Source organism: Kitasatospora sp. NBC_01250 (assembly GCF_036226465.1).
In the GTDB taxonomy this organism is placed as follows: Bacteria; Actinomycetota; Actinomycetes; order Streptomycetales; family Streptomycetaceae; genus Kitasatospora.
On record NZ_CP108476.1, the window covers coordinates 6620403 to 6643808 of the forward strand.

The window sequence follows — 23406 nt, forward strand, 5'->3', positions numbered from 1 at the left end:
GGCCTCAGTTCGGGCTGAAGGCCTGCCGGGTCAGCTCCACCGCCGGTACCGAGGGCAGCCAGGCCAGCAGCGCGGTCTCCCGGCGCAGCAGCTCCAGCTCGGTGCTCAGCCGGGTCGTCGTGTCGGGGCAGGCCAGCAGCTGCTGCTTGACCGGCACCTCCAGCACCGAGGCCGCCGCCACCAGGTAGGAGAGCACCTGCGGGTCGTCGGGCAGCTCCTGGTCGCCGGTCAGACTGGCCTGCCGGGCACCGGCCAGCCGCTTCTGGTACGCCCGGAACGCCCGCTCCACACCGCCGGCCAGCGCACCGGCCCCGGTGCCCTGCTCCTCCTCGATCAGCTCGCACCGGCCCGTCAGATACGGGCCGCCGGTCTCCACCTCGCGCAGCCGGAACCGGGTGGTGCCGGTGATCAGCAGCTCGTAGCGGCCGTCCTGCTGCGGGGTGATCGAGGCGACGTCGGCCACGCAGCCGATGTGGTGCAGCGCCTCCAGCGGATCGCCGGTGGCCGTGCCGAGGCCGTCCAGGGGACCCGCCGGTTCGTCGCTCTCGGTGACCGGGGCGACCTCGCGGCCGTCCTTGATCGCCAGCACGCCGAACCGCCGCGGCTGGTCCTCCGGCCCGGCGAGCAGATCGGCGACCAGGCGGCGGTAGCGCTCCTCGAACACGTGCAGGGGGAGCACCAGCCCGGGGTAGAGCACGGCATTCAGCGGGAAGATCGGCAGCCGTTCTGTCACGGCGCACAGCGTAGCCGCCCGCGGTGTCAGCCCGACGCTCGGAGGCTGCCGGGCCGCTGCGCCGGTCGCCACTCGTGCTGGCACCACCCCCGCCCGGGGTGGTGCCACGCTGTTGCCGGACGCGCGGCTGCGAAAGTCTTGAGCCGGCGGCGGAACGGCTCCGTCGCCCACCAGACAAGGGAGTTGCGCCATGTCCGCCATGATCGAGGCCGTCACCGGCACCCCCCGGCGTCGTCGGCCGCGCAGCGGGCTGGTGCTCGCGGCGGCGCTGCTGGCCACCATGGGCGCGGTCGGCACGGCCGGTGCCGCCTCGGCACAGCCCGGGACGGGCGGGCCGGCCGCGGTGGCGGCCGGCCCGACGCGGCAGGCCCGGGTGGCACTGCCCGCGCCCAGCGGCCCGCACCAGGTCGGCACGGTCTCGCTGCACCTGGTGGACACCTCGCGGCCCGACCCGTGGGTCGCCACGCAGCCCGATCGCGAGCTGATGGTCAGCATCCGCTACCCGGCCCGGGACGCCGACCGCTACCCGCTCGCGCCGCAGCTGACGGCGGGCGAGGCGGCGGCCTTCCCCGGCCAGTACCTGAACGCCGACGACGTGCCGCTCGACCGGGTCGACTGGTCGGCCACCCTCACCCACGCCCACCAGGGCGCGCCGGTGGACCGGCGCGGCGGCCCGCTCCCGGTGGTGCTCTACTCGCCGGGTGCCGGCGATCCCCGCTCGCTGAACAGCACCCTGGCCGACGACCTGGCCTCGCGCGGCTTCGTCGTGGTCACCATCGACCACACCTACGAGGCGCCGGCGGTGGAGTTCCCCGGCCACCGGGTGGTCACCAGCGTCCTGCGGGACCAGGCCGGCCAGGTCGGGAACGACCCGGCGAAGATCACCGCGCTGCTGAAGAAGGTGGTCGGGGTGCGGGTGGCCGACACCCGCTTCGTGCTCGACCAGCTGGACGCGCTGGCCGCCGGACGGAACCCGGACGCCGACCACCAGCAGCTGCCCCAGGGGCTGGCCGGCGCGCTCGACCCGGACCGGATCGGCATGTTCGGCCAGTCCGGCGGCGGCTTCACGGCGATCCAGGCGATGCACGACGACCCGCGGATCAAGGTTGCCGCCGACCTGGACGGCCTGCTCGGCTACGTCGGGGACGACAACGACTCCGCCAACCCCTCGACGGCCGCCACCGACGGCGTGGACCGCCCGGTGCTGCTGCTGGGCAGCCAGGGCGACGACATCCGCACCGATCCGTCCTGGGGTGCGCTGTGGGACCACAGCACCGGCTGGCACCGCGACCTGACCCTGAGCGGCTCCACCGAGACGACCATGACCGACAAGGAGTCGATGCTGCCGCAGATCGTCCGGCAGCTGAACCTCCCGCCGGACACCGTCACCAAGGCCCTCGGCACCATCGCGCCCACCCGCGCCGTCGCCGAACAGCGGGCGTACCTGGCCTCGTTCTTCGACCGCTGGCTGCGGGGCACGGACGACCACCTGCTCGACGGGCCTTCGGCGGCGTACCCGGACGTGGAGTTCGCGGGGTAGTGGGCTGCGGGGCTCGGCCCTCCGGCGGAGGGCGACGGGGCGTCTTCCCCCGGGAGGGGGAGCCGGGTCGGCCCCTGCGGAGGATCCGCTCGGGTGGCCGGCCGGACAGCATGGAGCCATGGTCATCTGTGGGACACCGTCAGCCGTCGCCGTCCGCGCGAGTGCGCCGCCCGCTCGTTGGGCGGTGCGGGCCGCGCAGGTCGCGGCCCTCACCGCCGTACCGTCCGGGGTGTGGCGGACCGTGATGGGACTCGGCATTCCGGTGGGCTTCGACACCAGGGAGTTGAGCGTTCCCGGTTGGTTCACCGTGGTGTGTGTCGCGATGAGCCTGGGCGTCGAAGGGCTGACGTTCCTGACGCTCGGCCTGGTCCGGCCCTGGGGCGAGGTGGTGCCGGGCTGGATCCCGCTGATCGGGGGCAGGCGGGTCGCGCCGCTGGCCGCGGTGGTCCCGGCCTCGCTCGGCGCGGCCGTCCTGCTCCTGCTGACGATCCCCAACGCCCGTGGCTTCGGCGGGGCCAAGGGAGCGCCGACCGGGCCGGCCCTCGTCCTGATGGACGCCTGCTACGCACCGCTCCTGCTGTGGGGGCCGCTGCTCGCGGTCGTCACGGTGGACTACTACCGGCGGCGGCGCGGGGTGCGTGGTCGCTGAACCGGCAGGGGATGGCGGGCCCCGGCGTTGGGGCGCCGGGGCCACCATCCTGTCCTTATCTGACGATTAGTCAGCGACCGCTGCCCGCATGGACGGTGGCCAGTTCGGGGGCGGCGAGGGCGAAGGCGGTGTGCCAGGCGCGGACGGCGTGGGGGAGTTGGGGGGCGGGGCAGAGGGCGGTGATGCGGATGTCGGAGGTGGTGATGGTCTCCAGGTGCACGCCGGCCTCGGTGAGGGTCTCGCAGCAGGTGGCCAGCACACCGGGGTGGGAGAGCAGGCCGTTGCCGACGAGGGAGACCTTGCCGATCTGCTCGTCGTAGTGCAGCTCCTCGACGCCGAGGTCCGCGCACTCCTGCCGCAGCGCGCGCAGGGCGGGTGGTCCGTCGGCCGCGGGCAGGACGAGGGAGATGTCGGTCCGGCCCCGGACGGCGAAGTGGAGTTCGGCCTCGACGTCGGCCACCAGGTGCAGGATCCGGCTGGTGAGCTCGGGCGCGTCCGGAACCCCGGCGAGGGTGATCCTCGCCTTCGAGGAGTCGTGCGCCACGCCGGTGACGCTGGAGTGTTCGGCGGGCGGGAGGTCCGCCGAACCGGCCACCATGGTGCCGGGGTTGGTGCTGAACGAGGACCGGACGCGGATCGGGACCTGGTGCCGGGCGGCGTACGCGACGCTGCGCGGCGCGAGCACCTTGGCGCCGCTCATGGCCAGTTCGTGCATCACCTCGTAGCCGACGTTCTCCAGCAGTCGCGCGTCGGGCACCAGGCGCGGGTCCGCGCTGTAGACGCCGTCCACGTCGGTGTAGATCTCGCAGAGGTCGGCCTTGAGCGCGGCGGCCAGCGCGACCGCGGTGGTGTCCGAGCCGCCGCGGCCCAGGGTGGTGACGTCCCCGGTGTCGCGGCTGATCCCCTGGAATCCGGCGACCACGGCGACCGCGCCCCGGTCCAGGGCGCTGCGGACCCGGTCCGGGACCACCTCGACGATCCGCGCCCGCCCGGCCGCGCCGGTGGTGCGGACGCCGGCCTGCGCGCCCGAGAAGGAGCGCGCCTCGGTGCCCAGGGACTCGATGGCGATGGCCATCAGCGCGTTGGAGATGCGCTCGCCCGTGGTCAGCAGCACGTCCAGCTCGCGCGGGGCCGCCGCTGGCGTCAAGGCTCTTGCCAGGTCGAGGAGTTCGTCCGTGGTGTCGCCCATGGCGGAGACCACCACGACCACGTCGTGCCCCTGTCGCCGGGTGGCCACGACGTGTTCGGCGACCCGCTTGATCCGTTCCGTGCTGTGCACGGAGGAGCCGCCGTACTTCTGCACGATCAGACTCATGGCTCAGACCTCCGATTGAGTGGCTTTTGCGGTGCGGATCGCGTCGAGCAGGATCGAACAGGCGGTCTCCACGGTGGCCGCCGTGACGTTGAGCGGCGGCATCAGCCGCACCACGGCGTCCTCGCGCCCGCCGACCTCCACGATCAACCCCCGCTGCAGCGCGGCGCGTTGGACGGCGGCGGCGAGCGCGCCCGCGGGACGTCCGGTGGCGGGGTCGGCGAACTCGATGCCCCGGATCAGCCCGCGCCCGCGCACGTCGAGCACCCAGGGGTCGTCCAGCAGCGGCTTGAGCAGGTCGGCGATCTGCTCGCCGCGCCGCAGGACGTTGCCCAGGACGTCGTCCCGCTGGACGATGCGTGCGGCCGCCACCCCGGCGGCGAAGGCCAGTTGGTTGCCGCGGAAGGTCCCGGTGTGGGCGCCGGGCGCCCAGGTGTCGAGCGCGGCGTCGTACAGGATGAGCGCGACCGGGGCGCCGATGCCGCTGAGCGCCTTGGAGGCGATGATGACGTCCGGCTCGATGCCGTACTCCTCGAAGGCGAACCAGGTCCCGGTGCGGCCGCAGCCGGTCTGCACCTCGTCGACCACCAGCGGGATGCCGAGTTCACGGGTGAGCGTGCGGACCCGGCGGACGAAGTCGGTGGTGGCGGGGATGATGCCGCCCTCGCCCTGGATCATCTCCATCACCACGGCGGCGGGCAGCGGCACGCCGCCGTTGCCGTCGGTCAGCGCCCGCTCCAGGTAGGTGACGCAGTTGGTGGCGCAGCTGTCGGGGGTCAGGCCGAGGGGGCAGCGGGCGCAGTAGGAGTACGGGAAGAAGTGCACGCCGGGCACGCCGTTGGCGATCGGCCGCTTCTGCGAGACCAGCCCGGTGAGCGCCATCGCCGCGTGGCTGCTGCCGTGGAAGCCGCCCTGGAAGGTGATGACGTCGCCGCGGCCGGTCGCGGTCTTGCACAGCTTGAGCGCGGCGTCCACGGCGTTGGCGCCGGTGGGCCCGCAGAAGTGGATCTTCATGCGATCGCGCATCGGTTCCGGCAGCAGGGACAGTTGGGCTTCGACGAAGGCCTCCCGCACGGGGGTGGGGAAGTCCAGTCCGTGGGTGAGCACGCCGAGCTGCGCGGTGACGGCGGCCACCAGTTCGGGGTGGTTGTGGCCGAGCGAGAGCACGCCGGCGCCGGCCAGGAAGTCGATGAAGACGTTGCCGTCCACGTCCTGGACCAGGCTGCCGGCGGCCTGCGCGATGGCGATCGGCAGGCGCCTGGGGTAGCTGCGGGCGTTGGACTCGTAGCCCTGCTGGCGGGCCAGGTACTCGGCGGAGCGGGGGCCCGGCAGGTCGCCGGTCACGTGGGGGGCGGTGCGGGCGTCGAGCTGGTGGAACGAGGTCATGGAGGTCTCCGGTAGGAAGGTGTGGGGGCGGGTGGGGTGGTTCAGCAGCGGCGGGCGGGGATGCCGCGCCAGCGGGTGCCGGGCGGCAGCTGCTCGCCCTTCATCACCAGCGAGAGCGCGTCCAGGCAGGTGCCGGCGCCGACCTCGGCGTCGTACAGCACCACGCACCGCGGGCCCACCGAAGCGGCCCGCCCGACCCGGACGTCGGACATCTTCATGACCCGGTCCTCGAACAGGTGGGTCTGCAGCGAGGTCACCTCGCCGACGGCCGCGTCGTCGCCGACCTCGACCAGGTCGAACTCGGTGAGGTAGGTCGTGTTGAGCCAGACCCGGCGCCCGATCCGGGCGCCGAACAGCCGCAGCACCCAGGGCGCCAGCGGGCTGCCGGTGAGGAGGTTCAGCAGGGCGGGCACCACCAGGTTCTCGAACAGGCCGGTGATCAGCTCGGTGCGGCGCACCCAGATGCCCCACAGCGGTTCCACCCGGGGCCGGTAGCGGCCGATGACCAGCCACTTGAGCAGCACGACCAGCAGGGTCGCGGCCAGACCGGCGCCCAGCAGCAGGGCCGGTCCCAGCAGCAGCAGGAGCAGCGGTGAGCCGGTCCTGGCCAGCGCGATGCCCGCGTACAGGGCGCCGAGCGCGACGAGCGCGGCGATGGTCGAGGGGAGCGTGACGCGCAGGTACTCGATGGCCAGGCGGGCGGCGATCAGCCCGGGGCTGGGGTCGTAGGTGTACTTGGACGGGAAGCGCCGGCTCTCCTCGCGGCGCGGCAGGAAGATCGCCGGCGAGCCGAGCCAGGTGGTCTCCGGGCCGACCGGCCTGGCCGGTGCCACCGAGTGCACGCCCAGCAGGCTGTTGTCGCCCATCCGGCAGGAGCCCGGCAGCAGCGCGCCGTTGCCGACGAAGCTGCGCCTGCCGACCTCGGCGGGCGCCAGCGCGATCCGGCCGCGGTGGAAGACCGCGGGGGCCACCACGCTGACGTCCGCGACGAAGCTCTCCTCGCCGATGATGAGCATGTCCGGGTCGACGAAGCTGATCGTCGCCACCTCGGAGCGGCGGCCGGTGCGGGCACCGAGCAGGCGCAGGAACGGCACCAGGTAGAGCGTGGAGTAGAGCGAGTGGGTCAGCGTCAGGCTGGTGGCCAGCAGGCCGTCGCCGATCCACTTGCGCACCCCGAAGCCGCTGCGCTCGGTGTGGATGCCGGCCCGCACCCGGGGCAGCACCGCGCGCTTGATCAGCACCACCAGGGTGCAGGTGGTCAGCACGAAGACCGGTCCGGCCGCCAGGGTGGAGAGCAGCGCCGAGCCGAAGCCGTCCTGCCAGGCCACCCAGCCGATCAGCGCCGATCCGGCGGCCGCGATGAGCAGCGGGAGCAGGATGAGCAGCAGCGCGCCGCCGGCGAAGCCGGCCAGCACCGGCAGCGGCCAGGGCCGCTCGTCGGGCTGCTCGGCCATCGCCTGGAGCACCGGCGGGGCGGCCTCCTGCGCGCTGGCGGGCGCACCCGCCCAGTGCTCGCCGGCCGGCACCGCGTGGTCGGCCCAGACCAGCGACTGCTCGCCGACCGAGGCGCCCGCGCCGAGCACGGCGCCGGGCAGCACCACGCTGTTGGTCCCCAGGCAGCTGCCGTCACCGAGCCTGACGGGTGCCAGCCGCAGCCAGCCGTCCTCGACCGTGTAGGACTGCACCCGGGCGCCGTAGCCCACGCTCACGTGGTCGCCGAGTTCGACGAACCGGGGCAGGCCGAAGGGCGTCGAGATGTGGCAGCCGCGCCCGATCCGGGCGCCGAGCAGCCGCAGGAACGGCGGCAGCAGCGGTGAGCCGGCCAGCAGCGCGACCGGCGAGGTCGCCATCACCTTGGTGAAGAGCCAGAACCGCAGGTAGGTCACGCCCCACAGCGGGTACCAGCCCGGCCGCACGCCGGCCAGCAGCAGCCGGCAGCCCAGCACCGGGAGCAGCAGCAGGTCCAGCAGTGTCCAGCCGATCTCCAGCGGGATGAACGCGCCGATCCCCAGGTGCGCGAGGTGGTCCAGCGGGCTGCCGGGGGCCACCCGTGCGAGCGGCTCGTGCCAGGCGGCCAGCAGCCGGTAGAGCAGCACCAGGGCGGGCAGCCCGAAGGCCATCAACCAGGCATACAGCAGCACCAGTTGGGCACTGCCGCAGAGGGCCGTCCGGAGTGTCGTGTGGCGGCGCGGTGGCGGGCCCTGGGGCCGCTCGGGCTGCGGGGCGGTGGCCTCGGCGGCGGCCCGGTCGACGAAGCCGGCCAGCGCGCGCACCGTGGGGTGGCCGTAGAGGTCCGCCATGGCCAGGTGGGACAGCTCCGGCAGCCTGCGCAGCCGCGACATGAGCCGGGCCGCGGCCATCGAGTGGCCGCCCAGGTCGAGGAAGAAGTCGTCCTCCACGGAGAGTTGGGTGAGGCCGAGCACCTCCTGCCAGGCGGCGGCCAGCCGGCGTTCGGTCGCGGTTTCGGCGGGCGCGTGCGGGCGGGAACGTTTGGCCAGCGGCGGCGAGGTGGGTGCGGGCAGTGCGGACCGGTCGACCTTGTCCGCCGCCAGCAGCGGGAAGGCGGCCAGGACTTCGACGAAGGAGGGGATCATGTACTCCGGCAGCCGGCCGCGCAGCGTGGTGTGCAGCCGCTCGCGCAGCTCCTCGCCGTCCGCCGCGGGGCCGCCGGCCAGGGTGAGGTAGCCGACCAGGTCCTGCACCACGCCGTCGAGTTCGCGCGGCACGACCACCGCGTTCTCGACGGCGGGGTCCTCGCGGAGCACCTCCTCGATCTCGGCCAGCTCGATCCGGTAGCCGCGGATCTTGACCTGGGTGTCGATCCGGCCCAGGAACTCGATCTCGCCGGTGGCGGTGCGCCTGCCCAGGTCGCCGGTGCGGTAGATCCGCGGGCTCTGCGCGCGGTCGTGCGCCACCGGGTTGGTGACGAACTTCTCCGCGGTGAGCTCGGGCCGGTTGAGGTAGCCGATCGCCACGCCGGGGCCGCCGATGCAGATCTCCCCGCTCTCGCCCTCCGGCACCGGGCGCAGCTTCTCGTCGAGCAGGTAGACCCGGTAGCTGGGCAGCGGGGTGCCGATGGTGACCGGGCGGCGCGGCGACAGTTCGCCGCAGGTGGCGCTGACCGTCGACTCGGTGGGCCCGTAGACGTTCAGGAACCGCCGGCCCGGCTTGGACCAGCGTCTGACCAGGTCGGGCGGGCAGGCCTCGCCGCTGACCAGCAGGCTGCGCAGCGAGGAGACCTCGGCCTCGATGGTGGTCAGCAGGGTCGGCACGCAGCAGAGCACGGTGATCGCCTGCTCGACCAGGAAGGCGGCCAGTCCCTCGCCCACCCGCCGGTCGTCGGTGGGCCCGGCCACCAGGGTGGCGCCCACCACCCAGGCGGGCCAGATCTCCTCGACCGAGAAGTCGAAGGCGAGCGAGAGCCCCTGGTAGACCCGGTCCTCCTCGCGGACCTGGTAGATCGGGGCGACGGACTGCAGGAAGTTGACGATGTTGGCGTGCGAGACGGCCACGCCCTTGGGGCGTCCGGTGGTTCCGGAGGTGTAGATGACGTAGCAGACCGACGACGGGTCGATCGCGACGTTCGGCCGGTCTGCCGACTGCATGCTCAACTGGTCTGCCAGCCCGTCCAGTTCGAGAACCCGGCAGGGCAGCTCGGGGGTCCGGTGGCGCATCGAGGAGGTGGTCACCAGGTCGCACAGCCCGGCGTCGCGCGCGATGAAGCCGACCCGGTCGGCGGGGAACGAGGGGTCCAGCGGCACGTAGGACGCACCGGACTTCAGGACCGCGAGCAGGGTGACGTAGGACTCCGGGGAGCGTTCCAGCAGAATTCCCACGCTCGCGCCGGGCCCGGCTCCCCGCTCGCGCAGCAGCCGGGCCAGCTGATTGGCCCGACGGTCGAGTTCGGCATAGCTGAGGTGGACGGCGCCGCAACTGACGGCGGTATTGTCCGGCACCCGGTCGCAGGTCCGCTCGAAGTACCGGGCCAGCCACGGGACCGACGGCAGAATCCAGTGACTGGCGGGCTCCGAAACGTCCGGGCCGCCCCGCGGTTCGCTGTGCTGCGAGGGCGATTCAACTCTCGGCATGATTCCTCCTGTCCGCAGGAGAGTAGCGGTGGTTGCAACAGCCGTTGATTTAACGCTCGACACCTTCATCGGGCATTCGGGCGATGATCGGAATAACTGTGACAGTGGGCGGCGCAAAGCTGCGAAAGCGCTTTCGGCGCGCCCTGGTAAAACCGTGGCAAACCTCTGGAGCTGCCCCGGTTGACGTGCGTGACCTGCGCACAGCCCGGCGATCGACGTGGCGGCATCGTCGATCTGCTCAATCCCCCGTGCCCGCGCGGTACTTGGCACAGTCGGCGGATTCCCCGCCGGTGTGCGACCGGCAACATGGCACTGCGTCCGCGGGGCGGACGTCCCCCAATCACCTTTCGGTGATTTAACGCAACGGACACTATGCCGGTCCGCGCAAGTGAGGCAAGGGGCGCTCGGAGCGTTCAGGAATTTCTCATTTTTCGTTCACCCGTCTCATGTGGTGACCTCGGACGGGTGATCGGGAGGCCCACTGAAAGGGCTGGCGGATAAGGGTGACCGGCATGTCTGTTCGATCGCACGGGGATTTTTTCCGAACAGCTGGGGGAGGGGAGGGGGAATCTTTGATTCCGAGCGTGACCGCATTCCCGCGGAGGGGTGGCGGCAAAGGGTCGGGGCGGTTTCGCGGCCGGGGCGCGGGGGTTGCGGGCAAGGGGACGGCAAGGGGGTGCCCCGCGGCCGGCCGTGGGTCGGTCAGCGGTCCTGCCGGGCCAGCGCGGCGCGCACGATCATCGTGAGCCAGTGGCCCTCGGAGCGGGGGCCGCACTGCTCGGCGGCGGCCTGGTGCAGTCGCTGCCACAGTCCGGCCCGGTCCCAGGTGCGGAACCGGCGGTGCGCGGTGGCGGGCGAGACGCCGAACTCGGGCGGCAGGTGGCGCCAGGAACAGCCGCTGGTCAGGACGTAGACGACGGCCGTGAAGACGGTCCGGTCGTCCAGCGGGGCGCTGCCGCCGCCCTGGGGGCGCGGCAGGAAGGCGGGCAGCAGCGGTTCGACCAGTTTCCACAGCCGATCAGGAACCAGTCGATGTGACAGGACATCAACCATGGCACCCATCATGCGACACGCGGCCGGCCGCCGGGCCGGTCCGCCCGACAGCCCCAGGTCACCGGTCCACACCACATGAGACGATCCCGCGGTCGGTCCATCTGCCGCTTGCGTGACGGGAGTTGGTGAATCAGCGGACTGTGGTCCAAAGTGGGACCGGCGGCCAAGTGCGGGACGGGCCAAGGCTCTGGGACATGTCCTAGTGCCGCGTCAGGCAACTTTTGCCCGTCAAGGAGCGGCGTCCGGGGCGTGCTGTCGGCGTGCCGGCCGGAAGTCCTCGTACTGGACGTACTTGGGCTTTCGGCCGGTGCGGCGAGAGTGCGTGCCGGGCGTCGCGACGGGGCGAAGGTTGCCTGACGCGGCACTAGCCCCGTTGCAGGACCCTGGTCGCGCCGGTGACGGCCGTGCTCGCCAGCAGCCAGCCGGTCAGCACCAGGGCCGCGCTCAGCCACTGGTCGAACCCGGCCGGGGCCCAGCCGTCCTGGCCCAGGTTGACGATCGGCAGCACCAGGCTGGCCGAGTAGAGCGCCGGGTTCCAGTGCGGGTGCTCGTCGAGTTTGACCGGTGCGGGCTGGTGGCCGGCGAACCAGAAGGTGCCCAGCGCCCAGGCGGCCACCAGCCACAGCGCGGCCCGGCCCGGGCGGTAGCCGTAGCCGACGGTGATGTCCTGGAACCAGCACCAGGCCCGGCCCGGCAGCGGCAGGCCCTGGCGACGGCGGCGCTGCTTGGCGTACTGCACCTCGCGGGCGTCCTCGTCCAGGCCGTCGCGCCGCAGCGCGGCGGCCAGCTGCTCGTAGGGCTCGGGGTGGTAGGTGTCCAGCGCGTGGTCCAGCCAGGCGATGCGCTGCTCGACGGTGAAGGAGGAGTCCTCCGGCGGGCGCAGCGACTCGTAGGCGAAGCCGGTCAGCCGGACCCTGCCGTTGCGCGGCCAGGCCTGCGGGGTGTCGACCAGGTTGCCGACCCGGGCGCGGGAGAGGGCGACGGTGCCGGTGGGCGGGGCCGGGCAGGTGAAGCGCAGTTCGGGGGTCTGGATCCGGCGCAGCGACAGCTCCTGGCCGTGGCCGAGGTGGAACTCGGCGTTGGAGATCAGGCAGGCGCTCTCGAACCGGGCGTCGTCCAGCCGCACCCCGCCGAAGGCGCGGAACGGCATGCTCCGGCTGCCCGCCGGCTCCACCTGGCCGAAGCCCTGGCCGTACATGCTGCCCGGGTCGCTGCCCAGCGCGAGGGGCGCCTGGGCCGCACCGGCGGGCCCGTTCCCGGGCTCACCGGCCGCGGAGCGCGGTGCCGGCAGGCCCGGCGGGCCCGGTACGCCACTGGCCTGCGGCGTCTGTGGCGTCTGTGGCGCCGCCGGTGCGTCCGGTGCGTCCGGTACGTCCAGTGCGGCCCTGGCGGCGCCCGGGTCGCTGCTCTGCGGGTCGCGGTAGTACGGCCCCGGGTCCCGGCTGCGCAGGCTGTAGCCCACCGGTGCCGGCGCCTGCCAGGACAGGTCCGTCCGCGACCTGCCCGCCTGGGCGGGCAGCCAGCCGGACAGGTAGCAGGTGCTGCCCACGCTGATCCGGGCCGCGTTGAGGCAGTTGCCCTGCCCGGGCCGGGCGTACAGCTGCGCGCCGCGCAGCGAGAGCCGACCGCCGATCCGGGCGGTGCGCAGGCTCAGGTCGCCGTAGGTGACCAGCCGGTCGGCCTCGAAGTCCTGGTGGACGGCCAGGCCGTCGGCGGAGAACGCGTGCCCGTACTGGTCGCCGCCGACCACCAGGTGGTTGACGATCAGGTCGGTGCCGATCTGGGCGTCGGTCAGCCGCACGCCGGAGGCCACCGCGCAGCGCGCCAGCACCAGGTCCCCGCTGGTGACCAGCCGGGAGGCGTCGAGCCGGGGCAGCCAGCAGCCGTCGAAGCGGATCGTGCCGCCCTGCGCCTCGGAGAGCAGCACGCCGGTGTCGAAGCGGCAGCCGCGCAGCTCGACGAAGTCCTCGAGCCGCCCGCCCGCCAGGTCCAGGCGCCCGGTGATCAGCGCGCCGGTGAGCTTGAGGCCGCGCACCGTGCCGGGGACGGCGGTGGGGCCGCTGAGCAGCAGCAGCGCGAGCACGGTGGCTCGTACTGTTCGCTCCGGGCCCCAGTCGACAGGCGAACCCGGGTCGTCGGCGGCCTGGTCGTGTACGGACAGGTCGCACACCGCACCGCGCCGGAAGTCCTCCCACAGCCGCTGCTCCACCGGATTCCAGTCCGCCGGCACCTCGCTCATGCCCAGCTCCCCCCTCGGCCTGTCCGATCTCAGTGTTCGTATCACGGACTGAAATGCGGGACCACCTATTCCGGCCACTCCTTACACTTGGGCCTGTGATCTCTCGAATCGACCTGCGCGGCGCCACCGGCGACCCGCGCGACCTGCTGCCCCGTGCCGAGTTCGACGTGGAGGCCGCCCTTGCGAAGGTGCGGCCGATCTGCGAGGACGTACGCCATCGCGGGGTCGAGGCGCTGGTCGAGCTCACCGAGCGCTTCGACGGGGTCCGACTGACGCGCACCCGGGTGCCCGAGGCGGAGATCACCGCCGCGCTGGAGACGCTGGACCCGAAGGTGCGCGCGGCCCTGGAGGAGTCGATCCGCCGGGCCCGCCTGGTCCACCACGAGCAGCGCCGCACCGACCACACCACCCAGGTGGTGCCCGGCGGCACGGTCAGCGAGCGCTGGGTGCCGGTGGACCGGGTCGGCCTCTACGTGCCGGGCGGCCTGGCCGTCTACCCGTCCTCCGTTGTGATGAATGTGGTTCCCGCCCAGGAGGCCGGCGTCCCGGGCATCGCGGTCACCTCCCCGCCGCAGAAGGACTTCGGCGGCAAGGTGCACCCCGCGATCCTGGCGGCCTGCGCGCTGCTGGGCGTCACCGAGGTGTACGCGGTCGGCGGCGCCCAGGCGATCGCGATGTTCGCCTACGGCACCGCCGAGTGCCCGCCGGTGAACCTCGTCACGGGGCCGGGCAACATCTACGTGGCCGCCGCCAAGCGCCTGCTCAAGGGCCGGATCGGGATCGACGCCGAGGCCGGCCCGACCGAGATCGCCGTCCTGGCCGACGACAGCGCGGTGCCCGCCGAGGTGGCCGCCGACCTGATCAGCCAGGCCGAGCACGACCCGATGGCCGCCTCCGTGCTGGTCACCGACTCGACCGTGCTCGCCGACGCGGTGGAGGCCGAGCTCGAGGAGCAGGTGGCCAGGACCAAGCACCGCGAGCGGGTCACCGAGGCGCTGAGCGGCCGGCAGTCCGGCATCGTGCTGGTGGACGGCCTGGAGCAGGGCCTGGCCGTGGTCAACGCCTACGCCGCCGAGCACCTGGAGATCCAGACCCGGGACGCCGCCGCGGTGGCCGCCCGGGTGCGCAACGCCGGCGCGATCTTCGTCGGCCGCTTCGCACCGGTCTCGCTGGGCGACTACGCGGCCGGCTCCAATCACGTGCTGCCCACCGGCGGCTGCGCCTGCCACTCCTCGGGCCTGTCCGTACAGTCGTTCCTGCGCGGCATCCACGTGATCGACTACAGCCGCGAGGCGCTGGCGGAGATCGCCGAGCACGTGGTCAACCTCGCCAACGCCGAGGACCTGCCCGGGCACGGCGACGCCATTCGCGCTCGGTTCGACTGGACGGTGCCGAACTCTTGAACATCGACGACCTGCCGGTCCGTGACGAGCTGCGCGGACAGTCGCCCTACGGCGCCCCGCAGCTGGACGTCCCGGTCCAGCTGAACACCAACGAGAACCCCTACCCGCTGCCCGAGCCGCTGGTGGCCCGGATCGCCGAGCGGGTGGCCGAGGCGGCCCGCACCCTCAACCGCTACCCGGACCGCGACGCCGTCGAGCTGCGCACCGAGCTGGCCCGCTACCTGACCCGCACCACCGGGTTCGAGCGCGGCCTGGAGCAGGTCTGGGCGGCCAACGGCTCCAACGAGATCATCCAGCAGCTGCTGCAGACCTTCGGCGGCCCGGGCCGCAGCGCGCTCGGCTTCGAGCCGTCCTACCAGATGCACGAGCTGATCTCGCGCGGCACCGGCACCCGCTGGATCGCCGGCCCGCGCCGGGCCGACTTCACCATCGACGTCGAGAACGCGGTCACGGCGCTGGCCGAGCACCGCCCCGACGTGCTCTTCATCTGCTCGCCGAACAACCCGACCGGCACCGCCGTCGGGCGCGAGACGGTGCTCGCGCTGTACGAGGCCGCGCAGGCGGTCAAGCCGACCCTGGTGATCGTGGACGAGGCGTACGTCGAGTTCTCGCACCGCGCCTCGCTGCTGCCGCTGCTCGACGGCCGGCCGCTGCTGGTGATCACCCGGACCATGTCCAAGGCCTTCGGCGCGGCGGGCCTGCGGCTGGGGTACCTGGCCGCGGACCGGGCGGTGGTGGACGCCGTCCAGCTGGTCCGGCTGCCCTACCACCTGTCCGCCGTCACCCAGGCGACCGCGCTGGCCTGCCTGGAGCACACCGACACGCTGCTCGGCTACGTCGAGAAGCTCAAGGCCGAGCGCGACCGGGTGGTCGAGGCGCTGCGCGCGATGGGCCTGGAAGTGACCGACTCGGACTCGAACTTCATCCAGTTCGGGACCTTCGAGGACCCGCAGGCCGTCTGGCGTGCGGTGCTCGACCAGGGCGTGCTGGTGCGCAACAACGGCGTACCGGGGCGGCTTCGCGTCACCGCCGGCACTCCCGCCGAGAACGACGCCTTCCTGGCCGCCGTGGCCACCGCGATCAAGGAGCTGTAACCGGACATGTCCCGCATCGGGCGCGTGGAGCGCACCACCAAGGAGACCACGGTCCTGGTCGAGATCGATCTCGACGGCACCGGCCAGACCGACATCTCCACGGGCGTCGGGTTCTACGACCACATGCTCGACCAGCTGGGCCGGCACGGCCTGTTCGACCTCACCGTGAAGACCGAGGGCGACCTGCACATCGACACCCACCACACCATCGAGGACACCGCCCTCGCGCTGGGTGCCGCCTTCAAGCAGGCACTGGGCGACAAGGTGGGCATCTACCGGTTCGGCAACTGCACCGTCCCGCTGGACGAGTCGCTGGCCCAGGTGACCGTGGACCTCTCGGGCCGCCCCTACCTGGTGCACACCGAGCCGGAGAACATGGCGCCGATGATCGGCAGCTACGACACCACCATGACCCGGCACATCCTGGAGTCCTTCGTGGCCCAGGCCCAGATAGCCCTGCATGTGCACGTCCCCTACGGCCGCAACGCCCACCACATCGTGGAGTGCCAGTTCAAGGCGCTGGCCCGGGCCCTGCGCTACGCCGCGGAGTTCGATCCGCGCGCGGCCGGCATCCTCCCCTCGACGAAGGGCGCGCTGTGAGCAAGGCCACGATCCTGATCGTCGTCGGCCTCTTCCTGGGCGGCGGCGTGTACTCGTTCTGGAAGCAGAAGCTGCCCAAGGGCGTCGTCTTCCTGCTCGCCATCAGCTCGGCGTTCTGCCTGGCTGCCGGCGTCATGCGCCTCTAGTCCCGGACCACGGAAAGAATTCACCATGGGCAAGAACGTCGTGGTCTTCGACTACGGATCGGGAAACCTGCGGTCCGCGCAGCGGGCCGTGGAGCGCACCGGCGCCACCGTCACGGTGACCTCCGACTTCCAGCAGGCGCTGGACGCGGACGGTCTGCTGGTGCCGGGCGTGGGCGCCTACGAGGCCTGCATGCGCGGGCTGCGGGCGGTGCGCGGCGAGCAGATCATCGGCCGCCGGCTGGCCGGCGGCCGCCCGGTGCTGGGCATCTGCGTGGGGATGCAGATCCTCTTCGAGCGCGGGGTCGAGCACGGGGTCGAGACGGCGGGCTGCGACGAGTGGCCCGGCACCGTCGAGCCGCTGGAGGCGCCGGTCGTCCCGCACATGGGCTGGAACACCGTCGACTGGCCCGAGCAGAGCCGGCTCTTCGCCGGGATGGACCCCGAGACCCGGTTCTACTTCGTGCACTCCTACGGGGTGCGGCGCTGGGAGCTTACGATCACCAACGAGAAGATCAACGCTCCGCTGGTCAGCTGGACCACCCACGGTCAGCCGTTCGTCGCGGCGGTCGAGAACGGTCCGCTCTGGGCCACCCAGTTCCATCCCGAGAAGTCCGGCGACGCCGGCGCCGAGTTGCTCACCAACTGGGTCAACACCCTCTGAAGCCCCTTTGAAGCCAGGAAAGTTGCACACGATGAGCCGCCTCGAACTCCTCCCCGCCGTCGATGTCCGCGACGGCCAGGCCGTGCGCCTGGTCAAGGGCGCCTCCGGCACCGAGACCTCCTTCGGCGAGCCGCTGGCCGCCGCGCTGGCCTGGCAGCAGGCCGGCGCCGAGTGGCTGCACCTGGTCGACCTGGACGCCGCCTTCGGCACCGGCAGCAACCGCGAACTGCTGCGCGAGGTGACCGGGCGGCTGGACATCAAGGTCGAGCTGTCCGGCGGGATCCGGGACGACGAGTCGCTGGCCGCGGCGCTCGCCACCGGCTGCACCCGGGTCAACCTCGGCACCGCCGCGCTGGAGGCCCCCGAGTGGGTGGCCAAGGTGATCGCCGAGCACGGCGACAAGGTCGCGGTGGGCCTGGACGTGGTCGGCACCACGCTGCGCGGGCGCGGCTGGACCAAGGACGGCGGCGACCTCTACGAGGTGCTGGCCCGCCTCGACGCCGAGGGCTGCGCCCGCTACGTGGTCACCGACGTCAACCGGGACGGCACCCTGACCGGCCCCAACCTGCAGCTGCTGCGCGACGTCTGCGCCCGCACCGACCGTCCGGTGGTCGCCTCCGGCGGCGTCTCCTCGCTGGACGACCTGCGCGCGATCGCCACCCTGGTGCCCGAGGGTGTCGAGGGTTCGATTGTGGGCAAGGCCCTCTACGAGCAGAAGTTCACCCTCGAAGAGGCCTTGGAGGCTGTCTCGTGACAGATCGTCAGATCGTTCGCGGCCGGGTGTCGGGGTTCTCGCCCTGGGAGGAGCAGTTCGGCTTCTCGCGTGCGGTGGCGGCCGGCGACCACGTGCACGTGTCCGGCTGCACCGCGCTGGTGAACGGCCGGATCGAGCACGACGATCCGTACAACCAGGCGCTCACCGCCTTCGGCGCCGCGCTCGGCGCGCTGGCCCCCTACGGTCTGACGGCGGACGACGTGGTCCGCACCCGGGTGTTCCTCACCCATGTCCGTGACGCCGACGAGGTGGGGCGGGCGCACAAGCAGCTGTTCGACGCCGTCCGGCCGGCCGCCACCATGCTGGTGGTGGCCGGACTGATCGACTCCCGGATGATGGTCGAGGTCGAACTCGACGCCTACCGCGCCGGGTTGGGCAAGACTCTGGAAGGTAGTACCCCGTGACCCTGGCCGTACGAGTGATCCCCTGCCTGGACGTGGATGCGGGCCGGGTGGTCAAGGGCGTCAACTTCCAGAACCTGCGCGACGCGGGCGACCCGGTCGAGCTGGCCCGTGCCTACGACGCCCAGGGCGCCGACGAGTTGACCTTCCTGGACATCACCGCCTCGTCCGGTGACCGGGAGACCACCTACGACGTGGTGCGCCGCACCGCCGAGCAGGTCTTCATCCCGCTCACCGTCGGCGGCGGCATCCGGGCCGTCGACGACGTGGACAAGCTGCTGCGGGCCGGGGCCGACAAGGTCGGCGTCAACACCGCGGCGATCGCCCGCCCGGAGCTGCTCCGGGAGATCGCCGAGCGGTTCGGCCGCCAGGTGCTGGTGCTCTCGGTGGATGCCCGCAAGGTCCAGGGCGGCACCGGGACGGCCAGCGGCTACGAGGTGACCACCCACGGCGGGCGCCGCGGCACCGGCCTGGACGCCGTCGAATGGGCCGAGCGCGCCGCGGAGCTGGGCGCCGGCGAGATCCTGCTCAACTCGATGGACGCGGACGGCACCAAGGACGGCTACGACCTGGCGATGATCCGCGCGGTGCGCGAGCGGGTGGGCGTCCCGGTGATCGCCTCCGGCGGCGCCGGCAAGCTCGCCGACTTCGCCCCGGCGGTCGAGGCCGGGGCGGACGCCGTGCTGGCCGCCTCCGTCTTCCACTTCGGCGACCTGCGGATCGGGGACGTGAAGAGCGCGCTGCGCGAGGCGGGCCACCCGGTGCGCTGAGGCGCGCCCTGCTGCTGACGGGTCAGCTCTTGAGCGGGCCCGTCAGCTTCGGGCCGCCCTCGTGCTGGGAGACCGTCAGCAGGCAGGTCACGTCGCGGAAGCCCTGGTCGTAGTAGGCCAGCGAGAGGCCCAGCGGGAAGCTGTAGAAGGTGCCGCCGCCCTGCTTGGCCTGCCAGCTGTCCACCGAGGGCCGGCAGGCCGTCAGCATCGCCATGGCGATCTGGCTCTCCTTGGTCAGCCCGTCCGGCAGCTTCGGGTTGGCGATCGCCTCCGCGTCGTGCGGCTGGTCGCAGGGGCGCGGCTGGACGGTGGTGATCACCGGACTCAACTGCGGGTGGTCCAGGCAGCTGCCGACCGCGAACCACGGATACGGCAGCGCCTTGCTCGGGCTGGGGGAGGGCGAGGGCGAGGGGGACGGGGAGGCCGACGGCGAGGGGCTGGGCGGCGGCTCGGCCGCCCGGTGCCCGGATGCGGGCCAGAGCAGCGCCGCCGTCACCGCACCCGCGGTGAGCAGCAGCACGACGGCGAGTGCGAGCAACGGTCCGGTGCGGCGTGCGGACTGGGTCATGGACACCAGAATCCCGCAGCGCGGCCCGCCCCGGTGGGCCTTTGCCGAAGATCGCGGGAGGTCCCCGTGCCCGGCCCGGGCCTGCCACAATGTCCGCATGTCCTCCGTAACGCCGTCCGTCCCCGCCACCCCCGGCAGCACCGACCTCGACCCGGCCATCGCCGCCCGCCTCAAGCGCACCGAGGACGGGCTGCTGCCCGCCGTCGCGCAGCAGTTCGACACCGGTGAGGTGCTGATGCTCGGCTGGATGGACGACGAGGCGCTGCACCGCACCCTGACCACCGGGCGCTGCACCTACTGGAGCCGCAGCCGCAACGAGTACTGGGTCAAGGGCGACACCTCGGGCCACCTGCAGCACGTCAAGTCGGTGGCGCTGGACTGCGACGGGGACACCCTGCTGGTCCAGGTCGACCAGGTCGGTGCCGCGTGCCACACCGGGGCCAGGACCTGCTTCGACGAGGACGTCCTGCTGCCCGGCTGAGCGGCCCGCCGCGCTCCCGTCCGCCCACCCCAGAAAGATCGGTGCCCGACCCATGGACCTCGAAGCCTTCCGCAAGCTCGCCGCCGACACCCGGGTCATCCCGGTCACCCGCCGGCTCCTGGCGGACGGCCTCACGCCGATCGGCCTCTACCGCTCGCTGGCGGCCGAGCGGCCCGGCACCTTCCTGCTGGAGTCGGCCGAGCAGGGCCGCAGTTGGTCGCGCTACTCGTTCGTCGGCGTGCGCAGCGCCGCCACCTTGACGGTCGGCCCGGACGGCCAGGCCCGCTGGCTGGGCACCCCGCCGGTCGGCATCCCGCGCGACGGCGACCCGCTGGAGGTGCTGCGCGTCGCGCTGAGCGCGCTGCACACCCCGCGGCCGGTCGACGACGGCCTGCCGCCGCTCACCGGCGGCCTGGTCGGCTACCTCGGCTACGACATCGTGCGCCGCCTGGAGAAGCTGCCCGACCTCAACCCGGACGACCTCCAGCTGCCCGAGCTGACCATGCTGCTCGCCACCGACCTCGCCGTGCTCGACCACGTGGACGGCAGCGTGCTGCTGATCGCCAACGCGGTCAACCACAACGACCTGGCCAGCGGGGTCGACGAGGCCTACGCGGACGCGGTGGCCCGGCTGGACGCGATGGAGGCCGAGCTGGGCAAGCCGGTCGAGCCGGGCCTGGCCACCGTCACCCCCACCGCCGCTGACGCCGTGTCGGCCTTCGGCGGGGCGCCCTACCAGGCCGTGGTGGAGCAGATCAAGGAGCGGATCCGGGCCGGCGAGGCGTTCCAGGTGGTCCCCTCCCAGCGCTTCGAGGCGCCCTGCCCGGCCTCCGCGCTCGACGTCTACCGGGTGCTGCGCACCACCAACCCCAGCCCGTACATGTACCTGTTCCGCTTCCCCGGCCCCGACGGCGGCGCCGAGGGCGCCTTCGACGTGGTCGGCTCCAGCCCCGAGGCACTGGTCAAGGTGACGCAGGGTCAGGCGATGGTGCATCCGATCGCCGGCACCCGGCACCGCGGCGCCACCCCGCAGGAGGACGCCGAGCTGGCCGCCGAGCTGCTCGCCGACCCCAAGGAGCGCGCCGAGCACCTGATGCTGGTCGACCTGGGCCGCAACGACCTGGGCCGGGTCTGCACCCCGGGCAGCGTCGAGGTGGTCGACTTCATGTCGGTGGAGCGCTACAGCCACGTGATGCACATCGTCTCCACCGTCACCGGCGAGGTCGCCGACGGCCGCACCGCCTTCGACGTGCTCACCGCCTGCTTCCCGGCCGGCACCCTCTCCGGCGCCCCCAAGCCGCGCGCCATGCGGATCATCGAGGAGCTCGAACCCACCCGCCGCGGCCTGTACGGCGGCTGCGTCGGCTACCTCGACTTCGCCGGCGACGCCGACACCGCGATCGCGATCCGCACCGCCGTGCTGCGCGACCACGTCGCCTACGTCCAGGCGGGCGCGGGCGTGGTCGCCGACTCCGACCCGGTGAGCGAGGACACCGAGTGCCACAACAAGGCCGCCGCCGTCCTGCGCGCCGTCGCCACCGCGAACACGCTGCGGGCGCCGGTGGTGTGATGCGCGACTGAGGGTGACCCGGTGCGGGGGTGGGAGCGGAGTCGGGGGATAGTGGACGGATGACCGCCACACCGTCGCCCGCTCCCGCTGTTTCCGCCGCCCCCGCCCGCAGGACCGCCGACCGGCGCAGCCTGCTGCTGATGCTGCTGCTCACGCTGGCCGGGGCGGTCCTGGTGCTGGTGGCGGTCGGGCGGACCTGGAGCGAGGGGCAGGTCAAGGGGCTGGCGGTGAGTGCGACCGGCAGTGACGTCTCGGGGCTGCCGGGGGCGCTGGCGCTGGTCGGACTGGCCTCGGCGGTGGCGATCTTCGCGGTGCGCGGGGTCGGGCGGTACGTGGTGGGCGCGCTGGTGACGCTGGCGGGCCTGGGCGCGGCCGTCGCGGCGGGGATGGGCTCGGTGGACAGCGGCGCGGTGGACTCCGAGGCGGCCAAGAAGCTGGGGCTGCTGGGCACCACCGCCGAGCAGGTCAGCCACACCGCCTGGCCCTGGGTGGCGCTGCTCGGCGGCCTGCTGCTGGCCGCGGCGGGCGGGCTGACCGTGCTGCGCGGCAGGGCCTGGCCGAGCATGGGTACCCGCTACGACGCCCCGGTCGCCAAGGCGAAGGCCCCCACCGGCGGTGCGCACACGCCCGCCGACCTGTGGAAGGCGCTGGACCGCGGCGAGGACCCCACCCTCGGCTGACCACGGGGCTACCCGCACCGCCGCGGGTCAACCGTGACCGTCCTCACCCGGACCCGGCTTTGGGGCTCGTGGGGGCGTCCGCAACAATGGAGGGTGACAATCGGCCGTTGCCGGTTGGGGGCGTCCCGTACGCCGACCCGGCCGCCGGTCCCGGTAGAGCCGCAGAACCAAGGAGTACCCAGATGTCGTCGCAAGCCCACGGACACACCCCCGCGGCCTGGACCGGTTCGGCCATCGTCTTCGTCGGTTTCTGCGTCAGCGGCGCCGCGATGATCATGGCGTCGGTGCCGATCTTCTGGGCCGGGATCGCCGTGATCCTCATCGGCGGTGTCGTCGGCAAGGCGATGTCGATGGCCGGCATGGGCAAGACCCCGGACCTGGCGGTCGCCAAGGTGCTGGCCGACGCGCGCCGCGGTGTCACGGCCAAGCCGGAGGTCGCCGAGGTCGCCGCGACCGCCACGGCCGCCGCGCACTGATCGCGCAGCACCCTCCCACGCGTGCCCCGGACCGGGGCGCCGGAGCTCCAGCAGCCCGGCGCCCCGGTCCGCGTGCGTTCCGGTCCGTGCCGGGCCCCGGTGGGGCGCGCGGGCCCGGTCGTGCGCCCGGTCGTGCGGCCCGCTGCGCGGCGTGGCGCGTCGGCCACCCGAACAGGGGGAGAATCAGCACCGTGACCGCCCCCAGCACTCCGGCCGGCCCGCGTGCGCTGCGCCGCCTGGCCCGTCCGCTCGCGGCCCTCGGCGCCGTCGCGCTGCCCGCCCTCTACGTCTCGGCGGTGGACCCGAACGCTCCGGGCCACTACCCGACCTGCCCGTTCCTCCAGGCCACCGGCTGGTGGTGCCCGGGCTGCGGCGGCCTGCGCTGCGTGCACGCGCTCAGCCGCGGCGACCTGACCACCGCCTGCCACGACAACCTGCTCGCCGTCGCGCTCTTCGGCGTGCTCGGCGTGCTCTGGGCGGGCTGGTTCTGGGCCGCGCTGACCGGTGGACGCCCGCCCCGGATCGAGTTGAGCCGCTCCCGGCTGATCGGCCTGGGCGTGCTGGTGCTCGCCTTCACGGTCGTGCGCAACCTGCCCGGGGGCGCCGGGCTGGCGCCCCCGCTGGTCTGAGCGGCCGCTGCAGCGCGGCACCGTGACCGGTTCCACACCCGCCCCGGCTGCCCCCGACCGCGCCTGTCCGGTCACCGGCACCACCGGCCCCACCTGCCCGGAAACCGGTCCGTTCCGCGAGACGCGCGCCGGGCGGATGCGCTCTGCGCCCC

The 23406-nt window shown here is 73.1% G+C and carries 22 protein-coding genes; 15 read left to right on the top strand and 7 right to left on the bottom strand.

From position 1 onward, the window contains the following. Positions 1 to 4: 4 nt before the first annotated feature. Positions 5 to 733, bottom strand: coding sequence for an LON peptidase substrate-binding domain-containing protein (locus OG500_RS28025; RefSeq protein WP_329584139.1), 729 nt, complete (start codon positions 731 to 733; stop codon positions 5 to 7). A gap of 190 nt (positions 734 to 923) precedes the next feature. Here OG500_RS28025 and OG500_RS28030 point away from each other — a divergent pair, with 190 nt between their 5' ends. Next, positions 924 to 2273, top strand: a complete 1350-nt coding sequence (locus OG500_RS28030) for an alpha/beta hydrolase family protein (RefSeq protein ID WP_329584141.1) — start codon at positions 924 to 926, stop codon at positions 2271 to 2273. A 118-nt stretch (positions 2274 to 2391) separates the two neighbouring features. After that, positions 2392 to 2922, top strand: coding sequence for a hypothetical protein (locus OG500_RS28035; protein ID WP_329584145.1), 531 nt, complete (start codon positions 2392 to 2394; stop codon positions 2920 to 2922). A gap of 70 nt (positions 2923 to 2992) precedes the next feature. On the opposite strand, the gene OG500_RS28040 is transcribed toward OG500_RS28035, so the two are convergent. From OG500_RS28040 to OG500_RS28060, 5 genes are all read right to left on the bottom strand, one after another. Beyond that, positions 2993 to 4237: an aspartate kinase gene (locus OG500_RS28040; protein ID WP_329584147.1), complete on the bottom strand. Its 1245-nt coding sequence runs from the start codon at positions 4235 to 4237 to the stop codon at positions 2993 to 2995. A gap of 3 nt (positions 4238 to 4240) precedes the next feature. Then, positions 4241 to 5620: a diaminobutyrate--2-oxoglutarate transaminase family protein gene (locus tag OG500_RS28045; protein ID WP_327069627.1), complete on the bottom strand. Its 1380-nt coding sequence runs from the start codon at positions 5618 to 5620 to the stop codon at positions 4241 to 4243. Positions 5621 to 5661: 41 nt separating this feature from the next. Continuing rightward, the gene (locus tag OG500_RS28050) at positions 5662 to 9708 is read right to left on the bottom strand and encodes a Pls/PosA family non-ribosomal peptide synthetase (RefSeq protein ID WP_329584149.1); all 4047 of its coding nucleotides are present in this window, start codon (positions 9706 to 9708) and stop codon (positions 5662 to 5664) included. 702 nt (positions 9709 to 10410) lie between these two features. Further along, entirely contained in the window at positions 10411 to 10761 is a 351-nt protein-coding gene (locus tag OG500_RS28055; RefSeq protein ID WP_329584153.1) for a transposase, read from the bottom strand. A gap of 364 nt (positions 10762 to 11125) precedes the next feature. Beyond that, a complete protein-coding gene (locus tag OG500_RS28060; protein WP_329584154.1) occupies positions 11126 to 13000 on the bottom strand; it encodes an oxidoreductase in 1875 nt (624 codons plus the stop codon). 95 nt (positions 13001 to 13095) lie between these two features. On the opposite strand from OG500_RS28060, the gene hisD reads away from it, so the two are divergent. From hisD to hisF, 8 genes are read left to right on the top strand one after another with little or no spacing between them, the layout of a single operon-like run. Further along, positions 13096 to 14403: a histidinol dehydrogenase gene (gene hisD / locus OG500_RS28065; RefSeq protein ID WP_329584156.1), complete on the top strand. Its 1308-nt coding sequence runs from the start codon at positions 13096 to 13098 to the stop codon at positions 14401 to 14403. Next, positions 14400 to 15497: a histidinol-phosphate transaminase gene (locus tag OG500_RS28070; RefSeq protein ID WP_327069632.1), complete on the top strand. Its 1098-nt coding sequence runs from the start codon at positions 14400 to 14402 to the stop codon at positions 15495 to 15497. The genes hisD and OG500_RS28070 overlap by 4 nt, the downstream gene beginning before the upstream one ends. Before the next feature lie 6 nt (positions 15498 to 15503). Further along, complete coding sequence (hisB, locus tag OG500_RS28075) at positions 15504 to 16097, top strand: imidazoleglycerol-phosphate dehydratase HisB (RefSeq protein ID WP_329584158.1); 594 nt, start codon at positions 15504 to 15506, stop codon at positions 16095 to 16097. Continuing rightward, a complete protein-coding gene (locus OG500_RS28080; RefSeq protein ID WP_184934917.1) occupies positions 16094 to 16243 on the top strand; it encodes a hypothetical protein in 150 nt (49 codons plus the stop codon). Before hisB ends, OG500_RS28080 begins: the two co-directional genes overlap by 4 nt. 25 nt (positions 16244 to 16268) lie before the next feature. After that, a complete protein-coding gene (gene hisH / locus OG500_RS28085; protein ID WP_327069635.1) occupies positions 16269 to 16904 on the top strand; it encodes an imidazole glycerol phosphate synthase subunit HisH in 636 nt (211 codons plus the stop codon). A 31-nt stretch (positions 16905 to 16935) separates the two neighbouring features. Continuing rightward, complete coding sequence (gene priA, locus OG500_RS28090; protein WP_327069636.1) at positions 16936 to 17658, top strand: bifunctional 1-(5-phosphoribosyl)-5-((5-phosphoribosylamino)methylideneamino)imidazole-4-carboxamide isomerase/phosphoribosylanthranilate isomerase PriA; 723 nt, start codon at positions 16936 to 16938, stop codon at positions 17656 to 17658. Beyond that, positions 17655 to 18083, top strand: a complete 429-nt coding sequence (locus tag OG500_RS28095) for a Rid family hydrolase (RefSeq protein WP_327069637.1) — start codon at positions 17655 to 17657, stop codon at positions 18081 to 18083. Before priA ends, OG500_RS28095 begins: the two co-directional genes overlap by 4 nt. Further along, complete coding sequence (gene hisF, locus OG500_RS28100; RefSeq protein ID WP_329584163.1) at positions 18080 to 18850, top strand: imidazole glycerol phosphate synthase subunit HisF; 771 nt, start codon at positions 18080 to 18082, stop codon at positions 18848 to 18850. Before OG500_RS28095 ends, hisF begins: the two co-directional genes overlap by 4 nt. A 22-nt stretch (positions 18851 to 18872) precedes the next feature. Here the strand turns inward: hisF and OG500_RS28105 are convergent, their stop codons facing one another. Next, a complete protein-coding gene (locus OG500_RS28105; protein WP_327069639.1) occupies positions 18873 to 19418 on the bottom strand; it encodes a hypothetical protein in 546 nt (181 codons plus the stop codon). A 97-nt stretch (positions 19419 to 19515) separates the two neighbouring features. Here OG500_RS28105 and hisI point away from each other — a divergent pair, with 97 nt between their 5' ends. From hisI to OG500_RS28130, 5 genes are all read left to right on the top strand, one after another. Further along, positions 19516 to 19899 (top strand): phosphoribosyl-AMP cyclohydrolase, encoded by a 384-nt coding sequence (hisI, locus tag OG500_RS28110; protein WP_327069640.1) that lies wholly within the window; start codon positions 19516 to 19518, stop codon positions 19897 to 19899. Between the two features lie 52 nt (positions 19900 to 19951). After that, the gene (locus OG500_RS28115; RefSeq protein ID WP_327069641.1) at positions 19952 to 21469 is read left to right on the top strand and encodes an anthranilate synthase component I; all 1518 of its coding nucleotides are present in this window, start codon (positions 19952 to 19954) and stop codon (positions 21467 to 21469) included. 59 nt (positions 21470 to 21528) lie between these two features. Continuing rightward, positions 21529 to 22149, top strand: a complete 621-nt coding sequence (locus OG500_RS28120; RefSeq protein WP_329584166.1) for a TIGR02234 family membrane protein — start codon at positions 21529 to 21531, stop codon at positions 22147 to 22149. Between the two features lie 182 nt (positions 22150 to 22331). After that, entirely contained in the window at positions 22332 to 22625 is a 294-nt protein-coding gene (locus tag OG500_RS28125) for an HGxxPAAW family protein (RefSeq protein WP_327069643.1), read from the top strand. Between the two features lie 191 nt (positions 22626 to 22816). Beyond that, positions 22817 to 23254 (top strand): DUF2752 domain-containing protein, encoded by a 438-nt coding sequence (locus OG500_RS28130; RefSeq protein WP_327069644.1) that lies wholly within the window; start codon positions 22817 to 22819, stop codon positions 23252 to 23254. Positions 23255 to 23406 lie beyond the last annotated feature (152 nt).

Coding starts and splice junctions, on each gene's coding strand:
- OG500_RS28030 (WP_329584141.1), top strand. CDS start 924: ATGTCCGCCATGATCGAGGCCGTCACCGGCACCCCCCGGCGTCGTCGG.
- OG500_RS28035 (WP_329584145.1), top strand. CDS start 2,392: ATGGTCATCTGTGGGACACCGTCAGCCGTCGCCGTCCGCGCGAGTGCG.
- OG500_RS28040 (WP_329584147.1), bottom strand. CDS start 4,237: ATGAGTCTGATCGTGCAGAAGTACGGCGGCTCCTCCGTGCACAGCACG.
- OG500_RS28045 (WP_327069627.1), bottom strand. CDS start 5,620: ATGACCTCGTTCCACCAGCTCGACGCCCGCACCGCCCCCCACGTGACC.
- OG500_RS28050 (WP_329584149.1), bottom strand. CDS start 9,708: ATGCCGAGAGTTGAATCGCCCTCGCAGCACAGCGAACCGCGGGGCGGC.
- OG500_RS28055 (WP_329584153.1), bottom strand. CDS start 10,761: ATGGTTGATGTCCTGTCACATCGACTGGTTCCTGATCGGCTGTGGAAA.
- OG500_RS28060 (WP_329584154.1), bottom strand. CDS start 13,000: ATGAGCGAGGTGCCGGCGGACTGGAATCCGGTGGAGCAGCGGCTGTGG.
- hisB (WP_329584158.1), top strand. CDS start 15,504: ATGTCCCGCATCGGGCGCGTGGAGCGCACCACCAAGGAGACCACGGTC.
- hisH (WP_327069635.1), top strand. CDS start 16,269: ATGGGCAAGAACGTCGTGGTCTTCGACTACGGATCGGGAAACCTGCGG.
- priA (WP_327069636.1), top strand. CDS start 16,936: ATGAGCCGCCTCGAACTCCTCCCCGCCGTCGATGTCCGCGACGGCCAG.
- OG500_RS28105 (WP_327069639.1), bottom strand. CDS start 19,418: ATGACCCAGTCCGCACGCCGCACCGGACCGTTGCTCGCACTCGCCGTC.
- hisI (WP_327069640.1), top strand. CDS start 19,516: ATGTCCTCCGTAACGCCGTCCGTCCCCGCCACCCCCGGCAGCACCGAC.
- OG500_RS28115 (WP_327069641.1), top strand. CDS start 19,952: ATGGACCTCGAAGCCTTCCGCAAGCTCGCCGCCGACACCCGGGTCATC.
- OG500_RS28120 (WP_329584166.1), top strand. CDS start 21,529: ATGACCGCCACACCGTCGCCCGCTCCCGCTGTTTCCGCCGCCCCCGCC.
- OG500_RS28125 (WP_327069643.1), top strand. CDS start 22,332: ATGTCGTCGCAAGCCCACGGACACACCCCCGCGGCCTGGACCGGTTCG.